Raw genomic sequence first — 16,499 nt, 5'->3', positions numbered from 1 at the left:
ATGCAACAGACTCAAATGTCGACTCAACCCATTACAGATATACAATTTAATGGCTTACATTGGATTGAAGCCTCTGCTGGCACAGGGAAAACATATACTTTGTCTAGTTTGATGGTGCGGATTTTATTAGAAAAATACTTACCTAGCCAAGTTATTGCAACAACCTTTACGCGTAAAGCAGCAGCAGAGTTAAAAAGCCGGATTCGTTTACGATTGCAAGATACATATAAAATGTTTGATGCTTGTCGAGAGTTGGATGAAAAACAAGTGTTGGATTTAGCTAAAAGCGAACAAGATCCACTTTATGCTTATGTACTCCAGCTGTTTAGTGCTCGAATCGCTTACGCTTGTGAACGTTTAAAATTGGTTATTGATCAGCTAGATGAGCTTTTTGTTGGGACATTAGATAGTTTTAGCCAAAAATTATTGCGTGAATTTAGCTTTGAAAGTGGAAAAATTGAAGTTGCGAATATTAGCGACGATGCACAGAAATATATTTTAGAGTTAGTACACGACATTTTGCGTGAATGGATTCAACAGCAAGACCAAGCCTTGATTGATATATTGGTGAGTAGTAAACGCTTACAGGGACCATCAGCATTTTTAGCGTTGGTTGAGCAACGATTAAATTTTGCCTCAGCAGAGTTAGTTGAGCCGCAGACTCAAATTGTTGATCATCAGCAATTTCAAATGGCTATTAATGAATTAATGCAGATGTCCGTTGAGCAGTGGCAGGGTTTGGCTGAATACTACATTGATGGTGGTGCTTATGCTACACAGTATAATGGCAGTAAATTTAGAAACGGGCGGTTTCAGCGTATATTTACCCATAGCTTACCTCTGTTAGTTGGGCAATTGCAGAAATTGGGCGCTAACTACTATTTTAATCTTGAACTTGCAGAAGCAAGAGATGATTTAAATGTGTTGATTAAAAATGTTGAGGCAGAGCAAGTATTTAAAAAATCTACCTCTACAGAGATACAATCAGCTTTTTATCAGCATCCGTGTATTGTCACTTTGCAGAAGGTGTTGAATATACTTCAGCAATATGAAACAGCTTTAGATGATGTGCTAATGCAGCTGAAGTTTCATATTGCAGCACAAGTGAAAATACGTTTACCGCAGCGATTACAACAGCAAGGTGAAACTACTTTTTCTGAACAAATTAGAAGTCTAGCCGAAGCACTGAATGCTGAAAATGGGCAAGATTTCGCACGCTTTATACATGCACGTTTTCCATTAATCTTAGTTGATGAATTCCAAGATACCAACCAAGACCAAGATGATATGTTGGCACAAATTTGGCGTCATCCAAGCCGTGTACAGCAGGGCTGTATGATTATGGTTGGAGATCGAAAACAAGCGATTTATGGTTTTCGTGGCGGAGATATGTTGACCTTTTTAAAAGCACATCAAGATGTGTTTTCACAACAAGGTCGACTTTATAATCTTGTGCATAACCATCGCTCTGTTGCCCCCTTGGTTGAAGTTGTTGATGCCTTATTTCAACGACAAATGGATTTTGGGGAAGAGGTGCGTTATACACCAGTGCAAGCAGGAGCTAGACCTCATCCTGCATTGGTGGATCAGGGTATTGAAAATCCTATACCACTACGTTGGGTGATGTTAGAAGATAAAGAACAAGAGGCAGAACAAGTTGCATGGAAAATTCGTGATTTATTAAATCAAGCGATAGAAGGACAGCTCTATTTTGCTGAAAAAAATGCAAACCGTCCGTTACAAGCTGATGATATTGCTGTACTTTCAAAGAATCATCGTGGTTTAGATCAAGTTCAAGCTGCTTTAGAGTTCCTCGGTATTGCGTACCATCGTCCAGCGAAGAAAAGTGTTTTTATGGGGCAGTTGGCCCAAGATGTTGCCGCTTTATTGGCAGCTATTCGTCATCCACATGATGAGGCTAAAATTCGCCGTGCTTTATTAACTCGTCTAATGGGTTTTAGTCTTTCTAAATTGCAATTGCTTGAGCAAGAAACCGATGGGCTTAGTCGTTATATTGCTGATTTTGAACAATTCCGTGAAATGTGGCAAATTCAAGGGTTTTTAGCAACTTGGCAAGCTTTATTTAGTCACTTTGATATTTGGCAAAACATGGTTGCACAGCCAAGTCGTGATAATGAGCGCGTGATTGTTAATTTAAGGCATATTAGTGAACTTTTAAGTCGTCATAGTCGTCAATATGCTGGTGTGCATCATCTTTCTCAATGGTATATGCAACAACTCACCGAAGCAGGACAGCGAGAGTGGGAGTTAGAACGACGTTTATCTAATGCTGCTGGAGTGCAGTTGCTCACGATTCATCAATCAAAGGGCTTAGAGTTTAAGGTTGTATTTTTACTTGGTGCAGATAAGAGCTTTCAAGACGCACAATCTGCATTTAATTTTTCCAGTCAAAAACAGCAAGATCCTAAGACTGGCCAAGTACATGAACAACGTATTTTAGCTGTAAATCAAAAACAATATATTTCTGAGCAAGATTTGGCACAACATCAAAGTCGAGCTTTGGCTGAACATCATCGACTATGGTATGTTGCATTAACACGTGCTAGTTATCGCGTATATGCAATGCTGCAAGATCAAAAGGCTAAATCAACAACTGGATTAGCTTTTTGGCGCGGTCAATTACCTCAGCAATTTGAGCATCCATACAGTCAACTAGAGGCGTGTTTGACAGCCAGACCAATTACCCTAAAAGCTGAAAAGTCACAACAACGACCTTTATATGCACAGCCACAACCTACGCAAAAGTTTTACCCTCGAGGAAAAACCAGCTTTAGTGCTTTAGCTCAACATTTAAGTCGACAACAAATCCAAGATGCTATGGTTGCAGCAGAATTAAATCATAATCAAGCCGATGATGAAGTGCATGTAAAGCAGCAAGGCTTAGGTTTAAGAGTCGAGACAGCAGCTCTTAGTTGGATTCAAGCACAATTCCCTATGGGGGCTTTGGCAGGTAATTGTATTCATGAGCTTTTTGAACAAATTGATTTTCAAGATCAGTCACAATGGCCCCTGATTATTCATCGTCGCTTTAAAAATAATTATCAAAGTCTTTGGCAAGCGTTGCTTGAAAAATATAGTCAGGACTTTGGTCCACGAGATTCAGCAGAACATGAGTTGACTGAGTGGATCATACAGTGGCTAGCACAAGTGCTTGCAACGCCTTTGCACAATGGTTTTCAACTTAATCAGTTAAGGCTTAATACTTATCTTAACGAGTTTCCTTTTTATATGGCCTTGGCTGACCAGCGCTTTGGGGTACATCGTATTCATCAACTCTTTGCTGAATATAATATTCATATGCCACGTTTTAATGAGGCTAATGCGGTACGTTATCTCAATGGTTCAATAGACTTAGTATTCTTTGATGGCCAGCGTTATCACATTGCCGATTATAAAAGTAATTTCCTAGGTGGAAGTTATACAGATTATGTTGAAGATGCTGTTGAAACCAGCATGACCTATGCCAGCTATTGGTTACAAGCGGCATTATACTTGGTTGCATTGCATCGTTATTTGATGGTTAATTTACAAGATTATCAAATTGAAAAAGATTTAGGTGGAGCCAGTTATTTATATGTACGTGGGATGAATACGCAAACTAGACAAGGTTATGTTTACTGGCAACCTGAGGTTGAGTTTATCTTGCGTTTAGATGCAATTTTGGGCAATCAGGTTAGTCATCGAGTAACTGGTTAATAGAGTCAATCATTACAAAATAGAGTATTGAATTAGCGTGAAAATGGATAAGTCTGTGGATAACTTTGAGGATAACCATGTGGACAATGCAGTTGCATTCGTTGATGAAGCGAATGAATGGATGCTTCGTTTGAGCCAATATTGGGTACAGCAGCTTAGGGTAACAGCGCCAGAAATAGCAGTATATTATATTCAAAATTTATTATTGGCTTTGGAACGAGGTGAAAGTTGTATTTCCTTTCCAGCTGAAGAGCTCAAACAACTTGAGGGTATTGTACAAGAGGCTGTGCATTTACCCACTGAGATTGCACCTTTAATTTATCATGATAAAAATTTATACCTTTATAGATACTGGCAGTTAGAACAGCAAGTTGCTCAGCATATTTGGCGGTTGAAACAACAGTCACTTGCTTCAGTGGATGTGTCTAAATATCAGGATTTATTGGTAGATCCACATCAACAGGCCGCATTACAAATGGTGGCAAGTCAGGGCTTGAGTTTAATTACTGGAGGCCCAGGTACAGGAAAAACTTATACTTTAGCGCGTATTATTGCTGTCTTAAATCATTTGCAGCCAGGATTACGTATTGCAATGGCAGCACCAACAGGTAAGGCTGCTCAGCGTATGAAAGAGGCTTTAGCTTTGGCCTTTGCTGATCCAGTGTTGAATGAATTGGGACTTGTTGATGAGACCTTGCGTGAGTTAGATACTTTTACACTGCACGGACTTTTGGGACTAGGTTTTCATCGCCCAGCCCGTTTCAATGTAGAGCAACCTCTACCTTATGATCTGATTGTGGTTGATGAAGCTTCAATGCTGGATTTACAACTAGCAAGTCAGTTACTTATGGCAATTGCGACACCATGTCGTCTGATTTTGTTGGGAGATGCGAATCAATTAGCCTCGGTTGATGTTGGAGCTGTTCTAGCCGATTTGCAACAGGTTGATGTCCTGCAGGTGAATCGGGTTAATTTAGTAACCAGTAGACGCTTTAAAGCAGGTGCTTTGATTGGTCAAATGGCACAGTTTATTCAAACTGCGGTAACACTGAAACAATCATCTACTCAGTTAATTCAGCATTTTGAGCAGACTATAGTTTCAGCTAGCACTCTAAAAGATATTGAACTGAGCCGTGATATGGCTGATCAAATTCAGTTGGAGTTTTTAGCTGAGCATATCAATCCACAACAGTTACCAGATTATTATCGTCGTTTGGCTTGGGGGTTTGAAGCTTATTTTTCTGCATTAGATCAAGCTGAAAAACAGTATATTGAGCAAGGCCAAATTCAGCCAGAGATGCTTGATCAGGTGATAAGGCGATTTGATCAATATCGAATTTTAGTCGCAGTTCGTCATGGTGATTTTGGTTTATATCGTTTGAATCAAGAAATGGAACAGCATTTGTTAAATTCTCAAGAAAGATGGGTCAAACAAGGAGATTGGTACTTGGGGCGTCCAGTGATGGTGACGCAAAATGATGACCAGCTGGGTTTAGCCAATGGGGAGGTTGGAATTTGTTTAACCCATCGGGAAAAAATGGGGCAATATGAAGTGTACTTCCCTAGTTTAAAACTGTGGATAGCAGCGACACGTTTACCTAAAACGCTAGAAACTGCTTTTGCAATGACAATACATAAGTCACAAGGTTCAGAGTTTAGACATGTAGCGGTTGTTTTTGATCAGGCAGCAAAACGACTACTTAGTCAGGAGCTACTCTATACTGCTATCACTCGTGCGCGTTCAGTAGTGAGTTTATTAGTGGAACCAAAAACTTTTGCACAGAGTTTAGAACAAAAAACATGTAGGAAAAGTGGATTGGCTGAGAAAATAAATACATTGATCTGATACACATATTTGCTTACAGACGACAGTAGTGTAAGTAAATGCTTACAACGATTCGAGAAATTTACCCATAGTGAGTTAAGGTGCTTTTTGAGATGATGCCAATACATAAGAAGTACAGCACGGAATGCTGATTAAAATCGCAAATAAGAACAATATTAATCGAGAGATTGCGAGCTTACAGGAAAGTGAGTGATAAACGAAGAATCTTACAGCCGCTAAGCCTCATAGTTTTGGGAGAGACTATGAGGCTTTTTTAATGCTTTTAAAAGCTTCTAGTCTTTATTTGTATTACATAAAGTTAACATTTTTTAGTTTATGTATAAATTATATTTATGGCATGATGGTTTTGTATTTATTTATTGGTGGTTTTAATTTAGCAGAAGAACAAAGTGAATGAACACTTCAGAATAACCATAAACGAAATTAGTAGAATGATAAATTAAAGAAATTCAGCGCGGAAAAGCCTTTAAGTTACGATTTAAAGGCTTTTTCTTATCGTATTGTTATTGGATTTGATTACGATTTTGCTCATGTTTTTCATCTTATTTGATATTTCTTAATAGCGTCATATAAATATGTCACGCTTGTTTTGCAATCTGAGGGTAGTTCCTTTAAAATGTACACATGCTGTAGTGATGCACGGCAGTCAGGAGGGTTGTAGAACCTGATTGATTTATATCTTTTTTTATATAAGCATCTCGGAGAAATCGAATGGCTTTAACTAACACAGATCGCGCAGAGATCGTTGCTAAATTTGCACGTGCTGAAAATGACACTGGTTCACCAGAAGTACAAGTTGCTTTGTTGACTGCTCAAATCAACAGCCTTCAAGGTCACTTTAAAGATCACAAACACGACCATCATAGCCGTCGTGGTTTGATCCGTATGGTTAACCAACGTCGTAAGTTGCTTGACTACCTTAAAGGTAAAGATACAACTCGCTATACAGATTTGATCGCTGCTCTAGGTCTACGTCGTTAATTCGATTGGCCTGATTTCAAAAATGTGCATGTTTAACTTGCAGTTGATGAAATTAAGCGTTTGCCTGATGTTCATCAGGTAATCATGAGGAAGGGGCGAATATTCGCTCCTTCTTTGTGTGTTTTTATTGGGTTTGCATTTTGCAAACAAGAAAAACTAGTGAGGTCGGCTTCTAAGCTTTGTCACTTGAGTGCTGTAATGCAGTATGCTAGGTGCTAAAGCTTAGGGGTCTCCACTAGAAAAAATCAGGAAATATAAATAAATGTCTATGTTTAATATCATTCGTAAAGAATTTCAATTTGGTCAACATCAAGTTGTCCTAGAAACTGGTCGTGTAGCACGTCAAGCGAATACTGTATTTATTACAATGGGTGGGGTAACTGTATTAGTTGCAGTTGTTGCACAGCCTACAGCGAAGGCAGGTCAAGATTTCTTCCCATTGACTGTTAACTATCAAGAAAAACAATATGCTGCTGGTCGTATTCCTGGTGGTTATGGTAAGCGTGAAGGCCGTGCTTCAGAAGCAGAAACTTTAATTTCACGTTTGATTGACCGTCCTATTCGTCCATTGTTCCCAGAAGGTTATTACAACGAAATCCAGGTAACTGCGACTGTTGTTTCTTCTGACAAAACAATGGATGCAGATATTGCTGCAATGTTAGGTACTTCAGCTGCACTTGCAATTGCTGGTACACCATTCCGTGGCCCAATTGGTGCTGCACGTGTTGCTTTAATTGATGGTGAGTATGTACTTAACCCAAATCATGAGCAAATGCAGTCTTCTGATCTTGACCTCGTTGTTGCTGGTACTGAATCAGCAGTATTAATGGTTGAATCTGAAGCGAAAGAGTTATCTGAAGATCAGATGCTTGGTGCTGTATTGTTTGGTCATGATGAAATGCAAATCGCGATTCAAGCAATTAAAGAATTTGTTACAGCAGTTGGTGCGGCTGAGTCTACATGGACTGCTCCAGAACACAACGAAGAATTGCGTGCTAAGCTTAAAGCAACATTTGAAGAAAAAATTTCTCAAGCATATACCATTGCTGTGAAACAAGACCGTTATGCGGCTTTAGATGCTTTACATGAACAAGCTGTTGCTGAATTTGTGCCAGAAGAAGATACAGATGGTATTGCAGACGAATTAAACTACTTATTTGAAGATTTAAAATACCGTACTGTTCGTGACAACATTTTGTCTGGTAAACCACGTATTGATGGTCGTGATACTAAAACTGTACGTGCTCTAGATGTACAAACAGGTGTATTGGCTCGTGCACATGGTTCTGCATTGTTTACTCGTGGTGAAACTCAAGCCTTGGTGACAGCGACTCTTGGTAATACACGTGATGCACTTATGGTTGATACCTTAGCAGGTACAAAAACTGACAACTTCATGTTGCACTATAACTTCCCTGCTTATTCAGTAGGTGAGACAGGTCGTGAGTCTGGTCCTAAGCGTCGTGAAATCGGCCATGGTCGTTTAGCACGTCGTGGTGTACAAGCTGTATTGCCAACAATTGATCGTTTCCCATATGTACTTCGTGTTGTATCTGACATTACTGAGTCAAATGGTTCTTCTTCTATGGCATCTGTATGTGGTGCGTCATTGGCATTGATGGATGCTGGTGTACCATTAAAAGCACCTGTTGCTGGTATTGCTATGGGCTTGGTAAAAGAAGGTGATCGTTTCGCAGTACTTTCTGATATTTTAGGTGATGAAGATCATCTTGGTGATATGGACTTTAAAGTTGCTGGTTCAGCAAATGGTATCACTGCATTACAAATGGATATCAAAATTGAAGGTATTACTGAAGAGATTATGGAAGTTGCATTGAACCAAGCTTATGCTGGTCGTATGCACATCTTAAATGCAATGAATCAAGTGATTTCACGTGCTCGTCCAGAAATTTCTGCACATGCACCTACATTTGAAGTCATTACCATTAATCCTGATAAAATCCGTGATGTAATTGGTAAAGGCGGTGCTACGATTCGTCAATTAACTGAAGAAACTAAAGCATCTATTGATATTGAAGACAATGGTACAGTACGTGTATTTGGCGAAACTAAAGCTGCTGCTAAAGCTGCTATTGCTAAAATTCAAGCTTTAACTGCAGAAGTTGAGCCTGGCACAATTTATACTGGTAAAGTCATTCGTATTGTTGAGTTTGGTGCATTTGTAAATATCTTGCCTGGTACAGATGGTTTATTACATATTTCTCAAATTTCAAACGAGCGTGTTGCAAACGTGACTGATGTATTAACTGAAGGTCAAGAAATCAAAGTTCAAGTACAAGATGTCGACAACCGTGGACGTATTAAATTGAGCATGAAAGACGTAGAACAAGCTTAAGTTATTAAAGAATTGAAAAGCCCACTTGATGTGGGCTTTTTTTATGGCATGATTTAATCTAATGAATTGAATTATATTGGGCTGTAGATGCAAGCATATTATTTTTATCAGCAAACCAATGATGTAAATTTCTATATACAAAAACAATTAGGCGAACAAGCTGCAGAGTTTATCTGGGTAGATTGCCGCCGTGAAGATGTAGTGAATGATGCTGAGAATTGGCAAAAAAAAATCACAGCATTAACTGGTCTAAATATTAATGAATTTCATGTCCGAGATATTCTAAATTTAGAACACCCTTGTGTTTTTGATACTTTGGAAGATTATGATTTATTAATTTTTCGTAAGCTCATTACACCAAACGATGAGATTAGTTTGAATGAGCCAAATGAACAGCACGAACGCTTGTTTGGACTTGAAACTTCACCTATTGTTTTTATTATTACTTCGCAAGTACTGATTACGATCAGAGAAACAGGTAATCGCGCTCTTGAAAATTATGTACATCGGGTAGAAACAATTTCAACGCGAAAAATTGAAGAACAAAATAATCCACGTAAATTAGCCACCTCACCTTTAGATTTAGCATTACGTTTATTAAATAGCGTTATAGATGATTATTTAGAGCTGAGAATACCTTTGACAAAGCGTGTTGAATATTGGCAACAGGCCTTATTACAGGGTAATCAGCGTTTTAAAAAATGGCATCAATTACTTCATGAAAACATGGCTTTTCAGCAAATTGAAAATCTATGTGAAGAACAGATTGAAGCATTACAAGAGTTTCGCGATGATGTAATTGAAAACTACCAACATATTAAGGGGCGTAAGAGTGCCGAAAGACAAGATATTATGTTGGTGAGAATAAACGATCTTTGTAATCATATTGAGCGTATCCAATCGCATACCATACGTTTTAGAAATGCCATTCAAGCAGCAATGAATTTGCATTTTTCTGCTATTTCAAATCAGACCAATGAAAATATGCGTATATTGGCTATTATTACCGCTGTTTTTGCACCATTAACTTTATTGACAGGTATTTACGGAATGAATTTTGAGTTTATTCCTGGGCTAAAATCACCGCATGGTTTTTGGATTATGCTGTTGTTGATGTTGCTGAGTACAATCTTGTTAATCTATTACTTCTATCGGCAACATTTGGTTGGGCGTGGTGAAAAAAGTGTGATTGACCTATTGGCTCAACAACATCGTGATCAACGTGTGAATATGTTTTGGTTTTTAGATTACGAGCCAATTAAACAAACAATGAAAGAAGTCGGTAAATTGACTCGATTCAAATAATTATTCGTTGTTTGATGAATGAGTTAATGAACTATTTGAACGATGCGCTGCTTTTTTGAGTAGGGCATAAAGGCGATCTTTGTATTTGAGTTTTTGTCGTTTGAGTGCTTCTAGGTTGTGATTAATGACGTGGACGGGATTCAATTCCAAACGTGCAATTTCACGATCGAGTTCGTCATGGGCTTCTAACATTTTTGCAAAATGGGGATCATTTTGTTTGAGTATAGCCATTAATTCTGAATATTCAGGGAACATATGTTTTAGCTTTTTGTTCATCAACTTGATATTCATGTCTTTTTTTACACTCCTTCCTTGTGTATGAAATTTCATAAAGAAATACAGATGTGGTGATGAGTATTTAACTGAGCTTATCACCACATAAGTGACGACAGGCAGGTGAACTGCCTGTGATTGAATAGAAAAAAATGGGTTTACAGTTTAGTGATGACGTCGTATTTGAAGTTTAAGTTGCTGAATTTCATCAATGAGATCCATCATCATGGCAACTGCTGCAAGGCTTGCTTCAAAGTCTCGTTGTAGGCGATATGCGCGTTGAGCGCGGACAAGATCTTCGCTAAAGAATTGATGGATGCGATGATCTGGGCGTGCAGTTAAAATCTCATATTCGAGTAATTGCAGAATCCATTCAGGGCTTTGGCCACAGGCTTGTGCAAGATGGGTTAAATCAAAATATTGTGTGTTTGGGACCTGATCAAGCCGAGGGCTGCTATTGTGATGATCCTCTTGAGGATAGTGTGTAGCCATAGATCTTATTCCTTGAGCTAAACAAGGATCAAATCTGTGTGAATACTCAGCTATACAGACTCGATCACTTGAAAAGTAAATAGTAAAACTGGGCAATACATCAACTTTAAAAAGTACTCGCTTATTATGCTACTTATAGTATGAAAAATAATCAACATACTTATGTGTAGATTAAAATAATAAATAGATGAGGAGGGTATAAAAAATCGTTTTTATTTTTTATAAATTTAATTATATCAATTGGTTGTAGGCACTACCTCTTAATGGATAGTGCCATATTGGGGGGAGCTTAACTGAGGTGCTCACCAAAAAGTGCCAAAGCTTCTTCAGCGCTAAATTGGTACTGAGTATTACAAAATTGGCAATCCATTTGGATTGGATTTTGAATTTCTAAAGTTTCTCGAACACCTTCTACACCAATCTGTATGAGTGCTGTCGCACAACGTTCTTTAGAACATGTACATGCAAAATATAACCGTTCAACTTCGGGTAAACGTACTTGTTCCTCATTATATAGACGATAAAGAATCTCTTGTACTGGAAGCGTCGTGAGTTCTTCCGCTTTTAGTGTTTGAGTCAGCATGGTTAAACGTGGCCAAACATCTTCGTCAATCCATTGCTCTTCCTCTTCATTATTACGAGGTAATAGCTGAATGAGTAATCCACCTGCTTGTTCAGCAGTACTGGCAAGTACGATTTTAGTTGGAATTTGTGCTGATAAATCGTAATACTGCATGAGGCAGGCCGCAAGTGTAGGTTGATCTAGGGCAATAATGCCTTGATAACGCTCACCATGTTCTGGTTCGATGTTAATAAATAACACGGGATTGACCAAACTACTAAGCACGGTACTACTGTCCTCAGCTTGGTTAAAGTGAGGGTCATCTTGGTAATTTGCTAAAGCACGGACTTCACCTTTATGGGTACATTCGGCCATTGCCCATTTAAAGGTGCCTTCTGCTTGAATTTGTAGGCTAATACGTCCTTGAATTTTTAAGGTACTTGCGAGTAATGCAGTGGCAGCCAGCATTTCACCAAGCAAAATTTGAATGGCAGGGGCATACTCTCGCTGTGCCAAAATCGTGTGTAAGCTTTGCTGCAAATGCACAACTTCCCCACGAACAGGGCAGTTTTCGATGTAAAAGCGTTGACGTAAATCAGACATATTATTCTCCAAATCTCGATATAAATGGTGACAACTGTAGAAATCACAAGTCAATCAAACTCATTTTTACTTACATCGATTCGATACTGAGCATGATGTGGTACTGAGTTGGTTGATTCTGGAGATGAATCAGTTGTTACATCTGCGTCATCAGTGCTAGGTGAGTTTGATACAGTTGTATTTAAAGCCTGATCACCTTCAAAGATATAGTTTAACTCTTCAATAAAACTACTGTAGCTTTCATAGACTTTTGTATCGTCATTATAAATGCGTTGTTGCTCTGCAATGAGTGCTTCATCATGGTTTCTAAATTGTGCTATAAGCTGCTGGGCTTGTGCGATTGGAATGTTTAATTGGCAGAGTGTCTGATAAGCCATACCCAAAGAAGATAAATATGTTTCTCTCCAAATATGATTAATACCAAGCTCTTTAAGTAAATGTAAATGATGACGATCTCGCGCACGAACAATTAGGCAAAGTGCTGGGTAGTTGAGGCGAAGATAACGGGCAATTTGCATAGAAGACTCAACATCATCAATGGCTAGGGCAAATACTTTTGCCGATTCAATGCCTGCATTGGTGAGAACTTCAATATCGGTGGCATCACCTTCAATAATGCTAGCGGTACTGTCATCTAAGGCTTGAAGGGAGACAGGACTATTATCAATCGCCGTAAACGGAATTTTCTTGATATGGGCAATACGCGCAATGATTTGTCCACTGCGGCCAAAACCAGCAATGATTAACTGCGGATTTACAGTATCTTCTATATTTTTTGTTGCTTGTGGTTTTGGATTGAGTATATAGCGACGCATAAACCAAAAGAGAGCAGGATTGAGCATCATTGATAAGGTAACGACTATGAGTAATAGTTGGTATTGAATTGAACTCAGATGATTCGTATTTAGCAGTAATTGAATGCTTATAAAAGCAATTTCGCCAGCTTGAGCAAAGCTTAAAGCGAGTAATAAGGGTTGTTGCCATTTACGTTGATAAAAATAAGCGACTGCAAATAGACAAAGCGCTTTCAAGGCGATAAATATGATTAACGCAGAAAATATCCATAAGCTATGACTTATGAGGATATTGAGGTTCAGGCTCATACCAATGGCAATAAAAAACATGCCCAGCACAGTACCTTTAAAAGGTGCAATAGTCGTTTCAAACTCGTAGCGGTATTCTGCATCAGCGAGTAGTACACCTGTGAGTAGTGCACTTACTGTTGCTGGAATAGAAAGACTGGTGAGAATTAAGAAAACGATGACCCCTTGTAAGATCGCTGAGGCAGTAAGCAGTTCTGTTGTCGCATTTTTACTTAAAAACCGCTGTAGTGGGCGTATAACATAGCGGCCCATTAAGAATAGACCACTAAAAGCAGCAACTAAGGCCGCACAATAGGCAATATCATATTGAATATTTTGTGTGTTTTTTAAAAATAATGGGCTAAGTGCAAGCAGCAATAATGCTAGAACACCTTGCTGAATGAAGAGTAAAAAGCTTTGCTGACCAAAGCGGCTGTTGGTGAGTTGTTGCTGTTGTAGCGATTCTACTAATAGAGTACCTGAAGCTATACTCAATGCTACGGCTAAGAATAAACTTGTGAATAGACTAAGTTTAAAAAGTAGCAATAATGCGACCATGAGAACCAGCGTACATAAGAGCAGAGATAGACTACCTAATGCATTGATTTGGCCGCGAAGTTGCCATAAACGTTGAGGCCTTAACTGTAGACCTAAGAGAAATAGCAGGCTTAGACTACCCAAGTGAGCGAGTTGTGTTGTAAAGGTGCTTTCTTGGTTTAAGTTTAAAAGATGTGGGCCCAGCACAAGACCAGTTAAAATAAAGGCCAATACATGATTTAGACCCAAACGTTTTGAGAGTGGAACCAAGATTAATGCGGTTGCCAATAAAATTGTGATTTGTACTAACAATGACATCTAATTGTCCTGTGGATCATTGTTGAAGAAGACTACCTCATTGAGTTGATTACACATGAGGTCGATTTGATGTATGGTCTTTACATCTCATCGACATGAGATTGAACATTGCTAGTTTAATTCTTGTGGATCAACATCAATATTGACCTTACAGTCATTTGGTTTCAATTTAAGTAGTTGCTGCCACCATGTTCGCACATAAAAATGCATTTGGGCACGTTGAGGGGATAATAATACCATATGTGCTTGATAACGGCCGGCTTTTCGTTCCATTGGGGCTGGAATCGGCCCCCAGATATCAATGCTATTTTGGCTTTGCTGACGTAGTGTTTCTGCCATTTTGGCTAGAAATTGTTGGTTATGCGTTTGGTCTTTTGACTCAGCGCGAATTAAGATGGTTGAGCGATATGGTGGCATCTGACTGATTTTACGATCATGTAAGGTTTGTCGCGCAAAGTGACGATAATCTTCATGGATAAGTGTTTGCAGTAAAGGGTGATCAGGACGATAGGTTTGTAAATAAACATCTCCTTTTTTCTCGCCTCGACCAGAGCGTCCAGCCACTTGCACAATCAATTGAGCAGTACGCTCAGGAGCGCGAAAATCTACACTCAATAGGCCAGCATCAATATCTAAAATAGCAACTAAAGTAACATAAGGAAAATGATGTCCTTTGGCCAACATTTGTGTGCCTAATAAGATTGCAGTTTCATTTTTATGAATGGTGTCTTGGATTTTTTGCCAACTGCCCACTCGACTAGTTGAATCTCGATCTACTCGGATCACTGGATATTGTGGAAACAGGGCTTGTAGATTTTCTTCTACTTTTGCGGTACCCATACCAATAGGTTTGAGGCTTTCTTGCTGGCAAGCTGGACAATGTTCAGGCAGACGTTTGATTGTACCGCAGTGATGACAGTGCAAATGCTGATAAGGTTGATAATGTAATGTCATGTTGGCATCGCAATGTGAACATTTGGCTTGCCAACCACATTGTTCACATAGCAAAACAGGTGCATAGCCACGTCGGTTAAGAAAAATGAGGACTTGTTCTTTTTTTTCGAGCCGATGTTTAATTTCAAGTAATAACTGTTGACTGATACCATGCTGTTTTTGAGTCACAGTCAAATCGATAATATGCATTTTAGGTAATAAGGCTGTTCCTGCACGTTGGTTAAGTTCTAGACAGCTTAATTTTTCTTGTTCAACTAAATAATAACTATCAATACTGGGTGTGGCGGAACCTAAAATGACAGGACACTTGCGCTGTGCCGCACGGTATAAGGCAACATCGCGCGCATGATAACGAAAACCTTCCTGCTGTTTAAATGATAAATCATGTTCCTCATCAAGAATGATTAAGCCTAAATTCGGCATGGGGGTATAGATAGCAGAGCGAGTCCCCAATACGATGGAGGCTTTGCCGGTTTGAGCTGCCTGCCAAGCCTGTAAGCGCTTGTTGTCATTGAGTCCTGAATGAAGTAACGCTATATGGCAGTGGAAACGAGATTGGAAACGGCTCACTGTTTGTGGTGTTAGGCCAATTTCTGGAACCAGCACTAATACTTGCTTACCCTGTTTAAGCACTTGCTGCATAACTTGCAAATAAACTTCAGTTTTACCACTCCCAGTAAGACCATCAAGTAAAAAAGCTTGGTATCGATATTGCGCTTTTAAAATCGTTTGAATCGCGTGACTTTGATCTGGATTGGCGCTCAACGGCATTTGTGCCATTTGCATGGGCTCAGGGCTAAAATCTTGTGGTTCGAGTTCGCATTGAATAATATTTTTATTATCTAATGCTTTCAATGTTGCATTATCAATACCGCTTAGGTTCAGAATGTGTTCAAGTGTGCCTTGCGGATGTAGCTTTAAGATTTTATAAGCATCTTGTTGTTTTTCCGAACGCTTGAGTTTTGCTTCAGCTTCTAAATCGAGTACCTTCCACACACGGGCCAGTAAATTATAAGGCTTGCCTTGGCGTAATAATGCCGGTAATGCGGTTTGTATTACTTCACCAATTGGAAATTGATAATAGTTTGCAGACCATGTCAATAAAGTTAAAACTTCAGGGGGTAGTATGGCCTCTTGGTCAAGCAGTTCGCTAATGGCTTTGAGTTTAAAACGGGGATCGACAGGGTGATCAGGGGCAAGTTTTTCAACAATAACACCAACCAAGTTTTGGCGACCAAAAGATACTGCAACACGAGCCCCAACTTGAGCTTGCTGATATTGCTCAATGCTAAGGCGATAATCAAAACAGTCAAAAATATGGACAGGTACCGCAACGCGAACACGGTAAACATGGGGCTGGGTAGAGGCTATATTTGTCATATAAAATTATGGGGAACTCTGTGTGGAAAAGTATCGTGAATAGGATTGGCTTATGTTAGAGTACCAAGCGGCAACTTGCTTGAATATGAACAA

General features: G+C 39.1%; 10 protein-coding genes. 5 read left to right on the top strand and 5 right to left on the bottom strand.

The genetic code is table 11. The annotated features are described in order from the left end of the window. The 5 genes from RFH42_RS07150 to RFH42_RS07130 all read left to right on the top strand — a co-directional run bounded on the left by RFH42_RS07150 (position 1) and on the right by RFH42_RS07130 (position 10,205). Positions 1 to 3,717 carry a UvrD-helicase domain-containing protein gene (locus RFH42_RS07150; protein ID WP_308974912.1) on the top strand — a complete coding sequence of 1,239 codons (3,717 nt, stop codon included), beginning with the start codon at positions 1 to 3 and terminating at the stop codon, positions 3,715 to 3,717. A gap of 79 nt (positions 3,718 to 3,796) precedes the next feature. After that, on the top strand, positions 3,797 to 5,563 hold the full coding sequence (recD, locus tag RFH42_RS07145) for an exodeoxyribonuclease V subunit alpha (protein ID WP_374990821.1): 1,767 nt from the start codon (positions 3,797 to 3,799) through the stop codon (positions 5,561 to 5,563). A 711-nt stretch (positions 5,564 to 6,274) separates the two neighbouring features. Further along, a complete protein-coding gene (rpsO, locus tag RFH42_RS07140; RefSeq protein WP_308974910.1) occupies positions 6,275 to 6,544 on the top strand; it encodes a 30S ribosomal protein S15 in 270 nt (89 codons plus the stop codon). 268 nt (positions 6,545 to 6,812) lie between these two features. Further along, the gene (gene pnp, locus RFH42_RS07135; RefSeq protein ID WP_308974980.1) at positions 6,813 to 8,900 is read left to right on the top strand and encodes a polyribonucleotide nucleotidyltransferase; all 2,088 of its coding nucleotides are present in this window, start codon (positions 6,813 to 6,815) and stop codon (positions 8,898 to 8,900) included. Between the two features lie 87 nt (positions 8,901 to 8,987). After that, positions 8,988 to 10,205: a magnesium transporter CorA family protein gene (locus RFH42_RS07130; RefSeq protein WP_308974909.1), complete on the top strand. Its 1,218-nt coding sequence runs from the start codon at positions 8,988 to 8,990 to the stop codon at positions 10,203 to 10,205. Here the strand turns inward: RFH42_RS07130 and RFH42_RS07125 are convergent, their stop codons facing one another. From RFH42_RS07125 to RFH42_RS07105, 5 genes are all read right to left on the bottom strand, one after another. After that, the gene (locus tag RFH42_RS07125; RefSeq protein WP_308974908.1) at positions 10,206 to 10,496 is read right to left on the bottom strand and encodes a YdcH family protein; all 291 of its coding nucleotides are present in this window, start codon (positions 10,494 to 10,496) and stop codon (positions 10,206 to 10,208) included. Between the two features lie 147 nt (positions 10,497 to 10,643). After that, entirely contained in the window at positions 10,644 to 10,970 is a 327-nt protein-coding gene (locus RFH42_RS07120; RefSeq protein ID WP_374990743.1) for a chaperone modulator CbpM, read from the bottom strand. A 289-nt stretch (positions 10,971 to 11,259) separates the two neighbouring features. Further along, complete coding sequence (gene hslO / locus RFH42_RS07115; RefSeq protein ID WP_308974907.1) at positions 11,260 to 12,135, bottom strand: Hsp33 family molecular chaperone HslO; 876 nt, start codon at positions 12,133 to 12,135, stop codon at positions 11,260 to 11,262. 50 nt (positions 12,136 to 12,185) lie between these two features. Continuing rightward, positions 12,186 to 14,072: a cation:proton antiporter domain-containing protein gene (locus RFH42_RS07110; protein WP_308974906.1), complete on the bottom strand. Its 1,887-nt coding sequence runs from the start codon at positions 14,070 to 14,072 to the stop codon at positions 12,186 to 12,188. Between the two features lie 111 nt (positions 14,073 to 14,183). After that, positions 14,184 to 16,406, bottom strand: a complete 2,223-nt coding sequence (locus RFH42_RS07105; protein WP_308974905.1) for a primosomal protein N' — start codon at positions 16,404 to 16,406, stop codon at positions 14,184 to 14,186. Positions 16,407 to 16,499 lie beyond the last annotated feature (93 nt).

The sequence above is a fragment of the Acinetobacter rudis genome (assembly GCF_031157835.1).
GTDB lineage: Bacteria > Pseudomonadota > Gammaproteobacteria > Pseudomonadales > Moraxellaceae > Acinetobacter > Acinetobacter rudis_A.
Note: the sequence above shows the minus strand (reverse complement) of the source record. Positions and strands in the feature narration are given on the sequence as shown.

Bases quoted from the DNA above. Each gene is read 5' to 3' on its own strand.
- RFH42_RS07110 (WP_308974906.1), bottom strand. From the start codon at position 14,072: ATGTCATTGTTAGTACAAATCACAATTTTATTGGCAACCGCATTAATC.
- RFH42_RS07120 (WP_374990743.1), bottom strand. From the start codon at position 10,970: ATGGCTACACACTATCCTCAAGAGGATCATCACAATAGCAGCCCTCGG.
- RFH42_RS07150 (WP_308974912.1), top strand. From the start codon at position 1: ATGCAACAGACTCAAATGTCGACTCAACCCATTACAGATATACAATTT.
- hslO (WP_308974907.1), bottom strand. From the start codon at position 12,135: ATGTCTGATTTACGTCAACGCTTTTACATCGAAAACTGCCCTGTTCGT.
- rpsO (WP_308974910.1), top strand. From the start codon at position 6,275: ATGGCTTTAACTAACACAGATCGCGCAGAGATCGTTGCTAAATTTGCA.
- RFH42_RS07105 (WP_308974905.1), bottom strand. From the start codon at position 16,406: ATGACAAATATAGCCTCTACCCAGCCCCATGTTTACCGTGTTCGCGTT.
- RFH42_RS07125 (WP_308974908.1), bottom strand. From the start codon at position 10,496: ATGAATATCAAGTTGATGAACAAAAAGCTAAAACATATGTTCCCTGAA.
- RFH42_RS07130 (WP_308974909.1), top strand. From the start codon at position 8,988: ATGCAAGCATATTATTTTTATCAGCAAACCAATGATGTAAATTTCTAT.
- pnp (WP_308974980.1), top strand. From the start codon at position 6,813: ATGTTTAATATCATTCGTAAAGAATTTCAATTTGGTCAACATCAAGTT.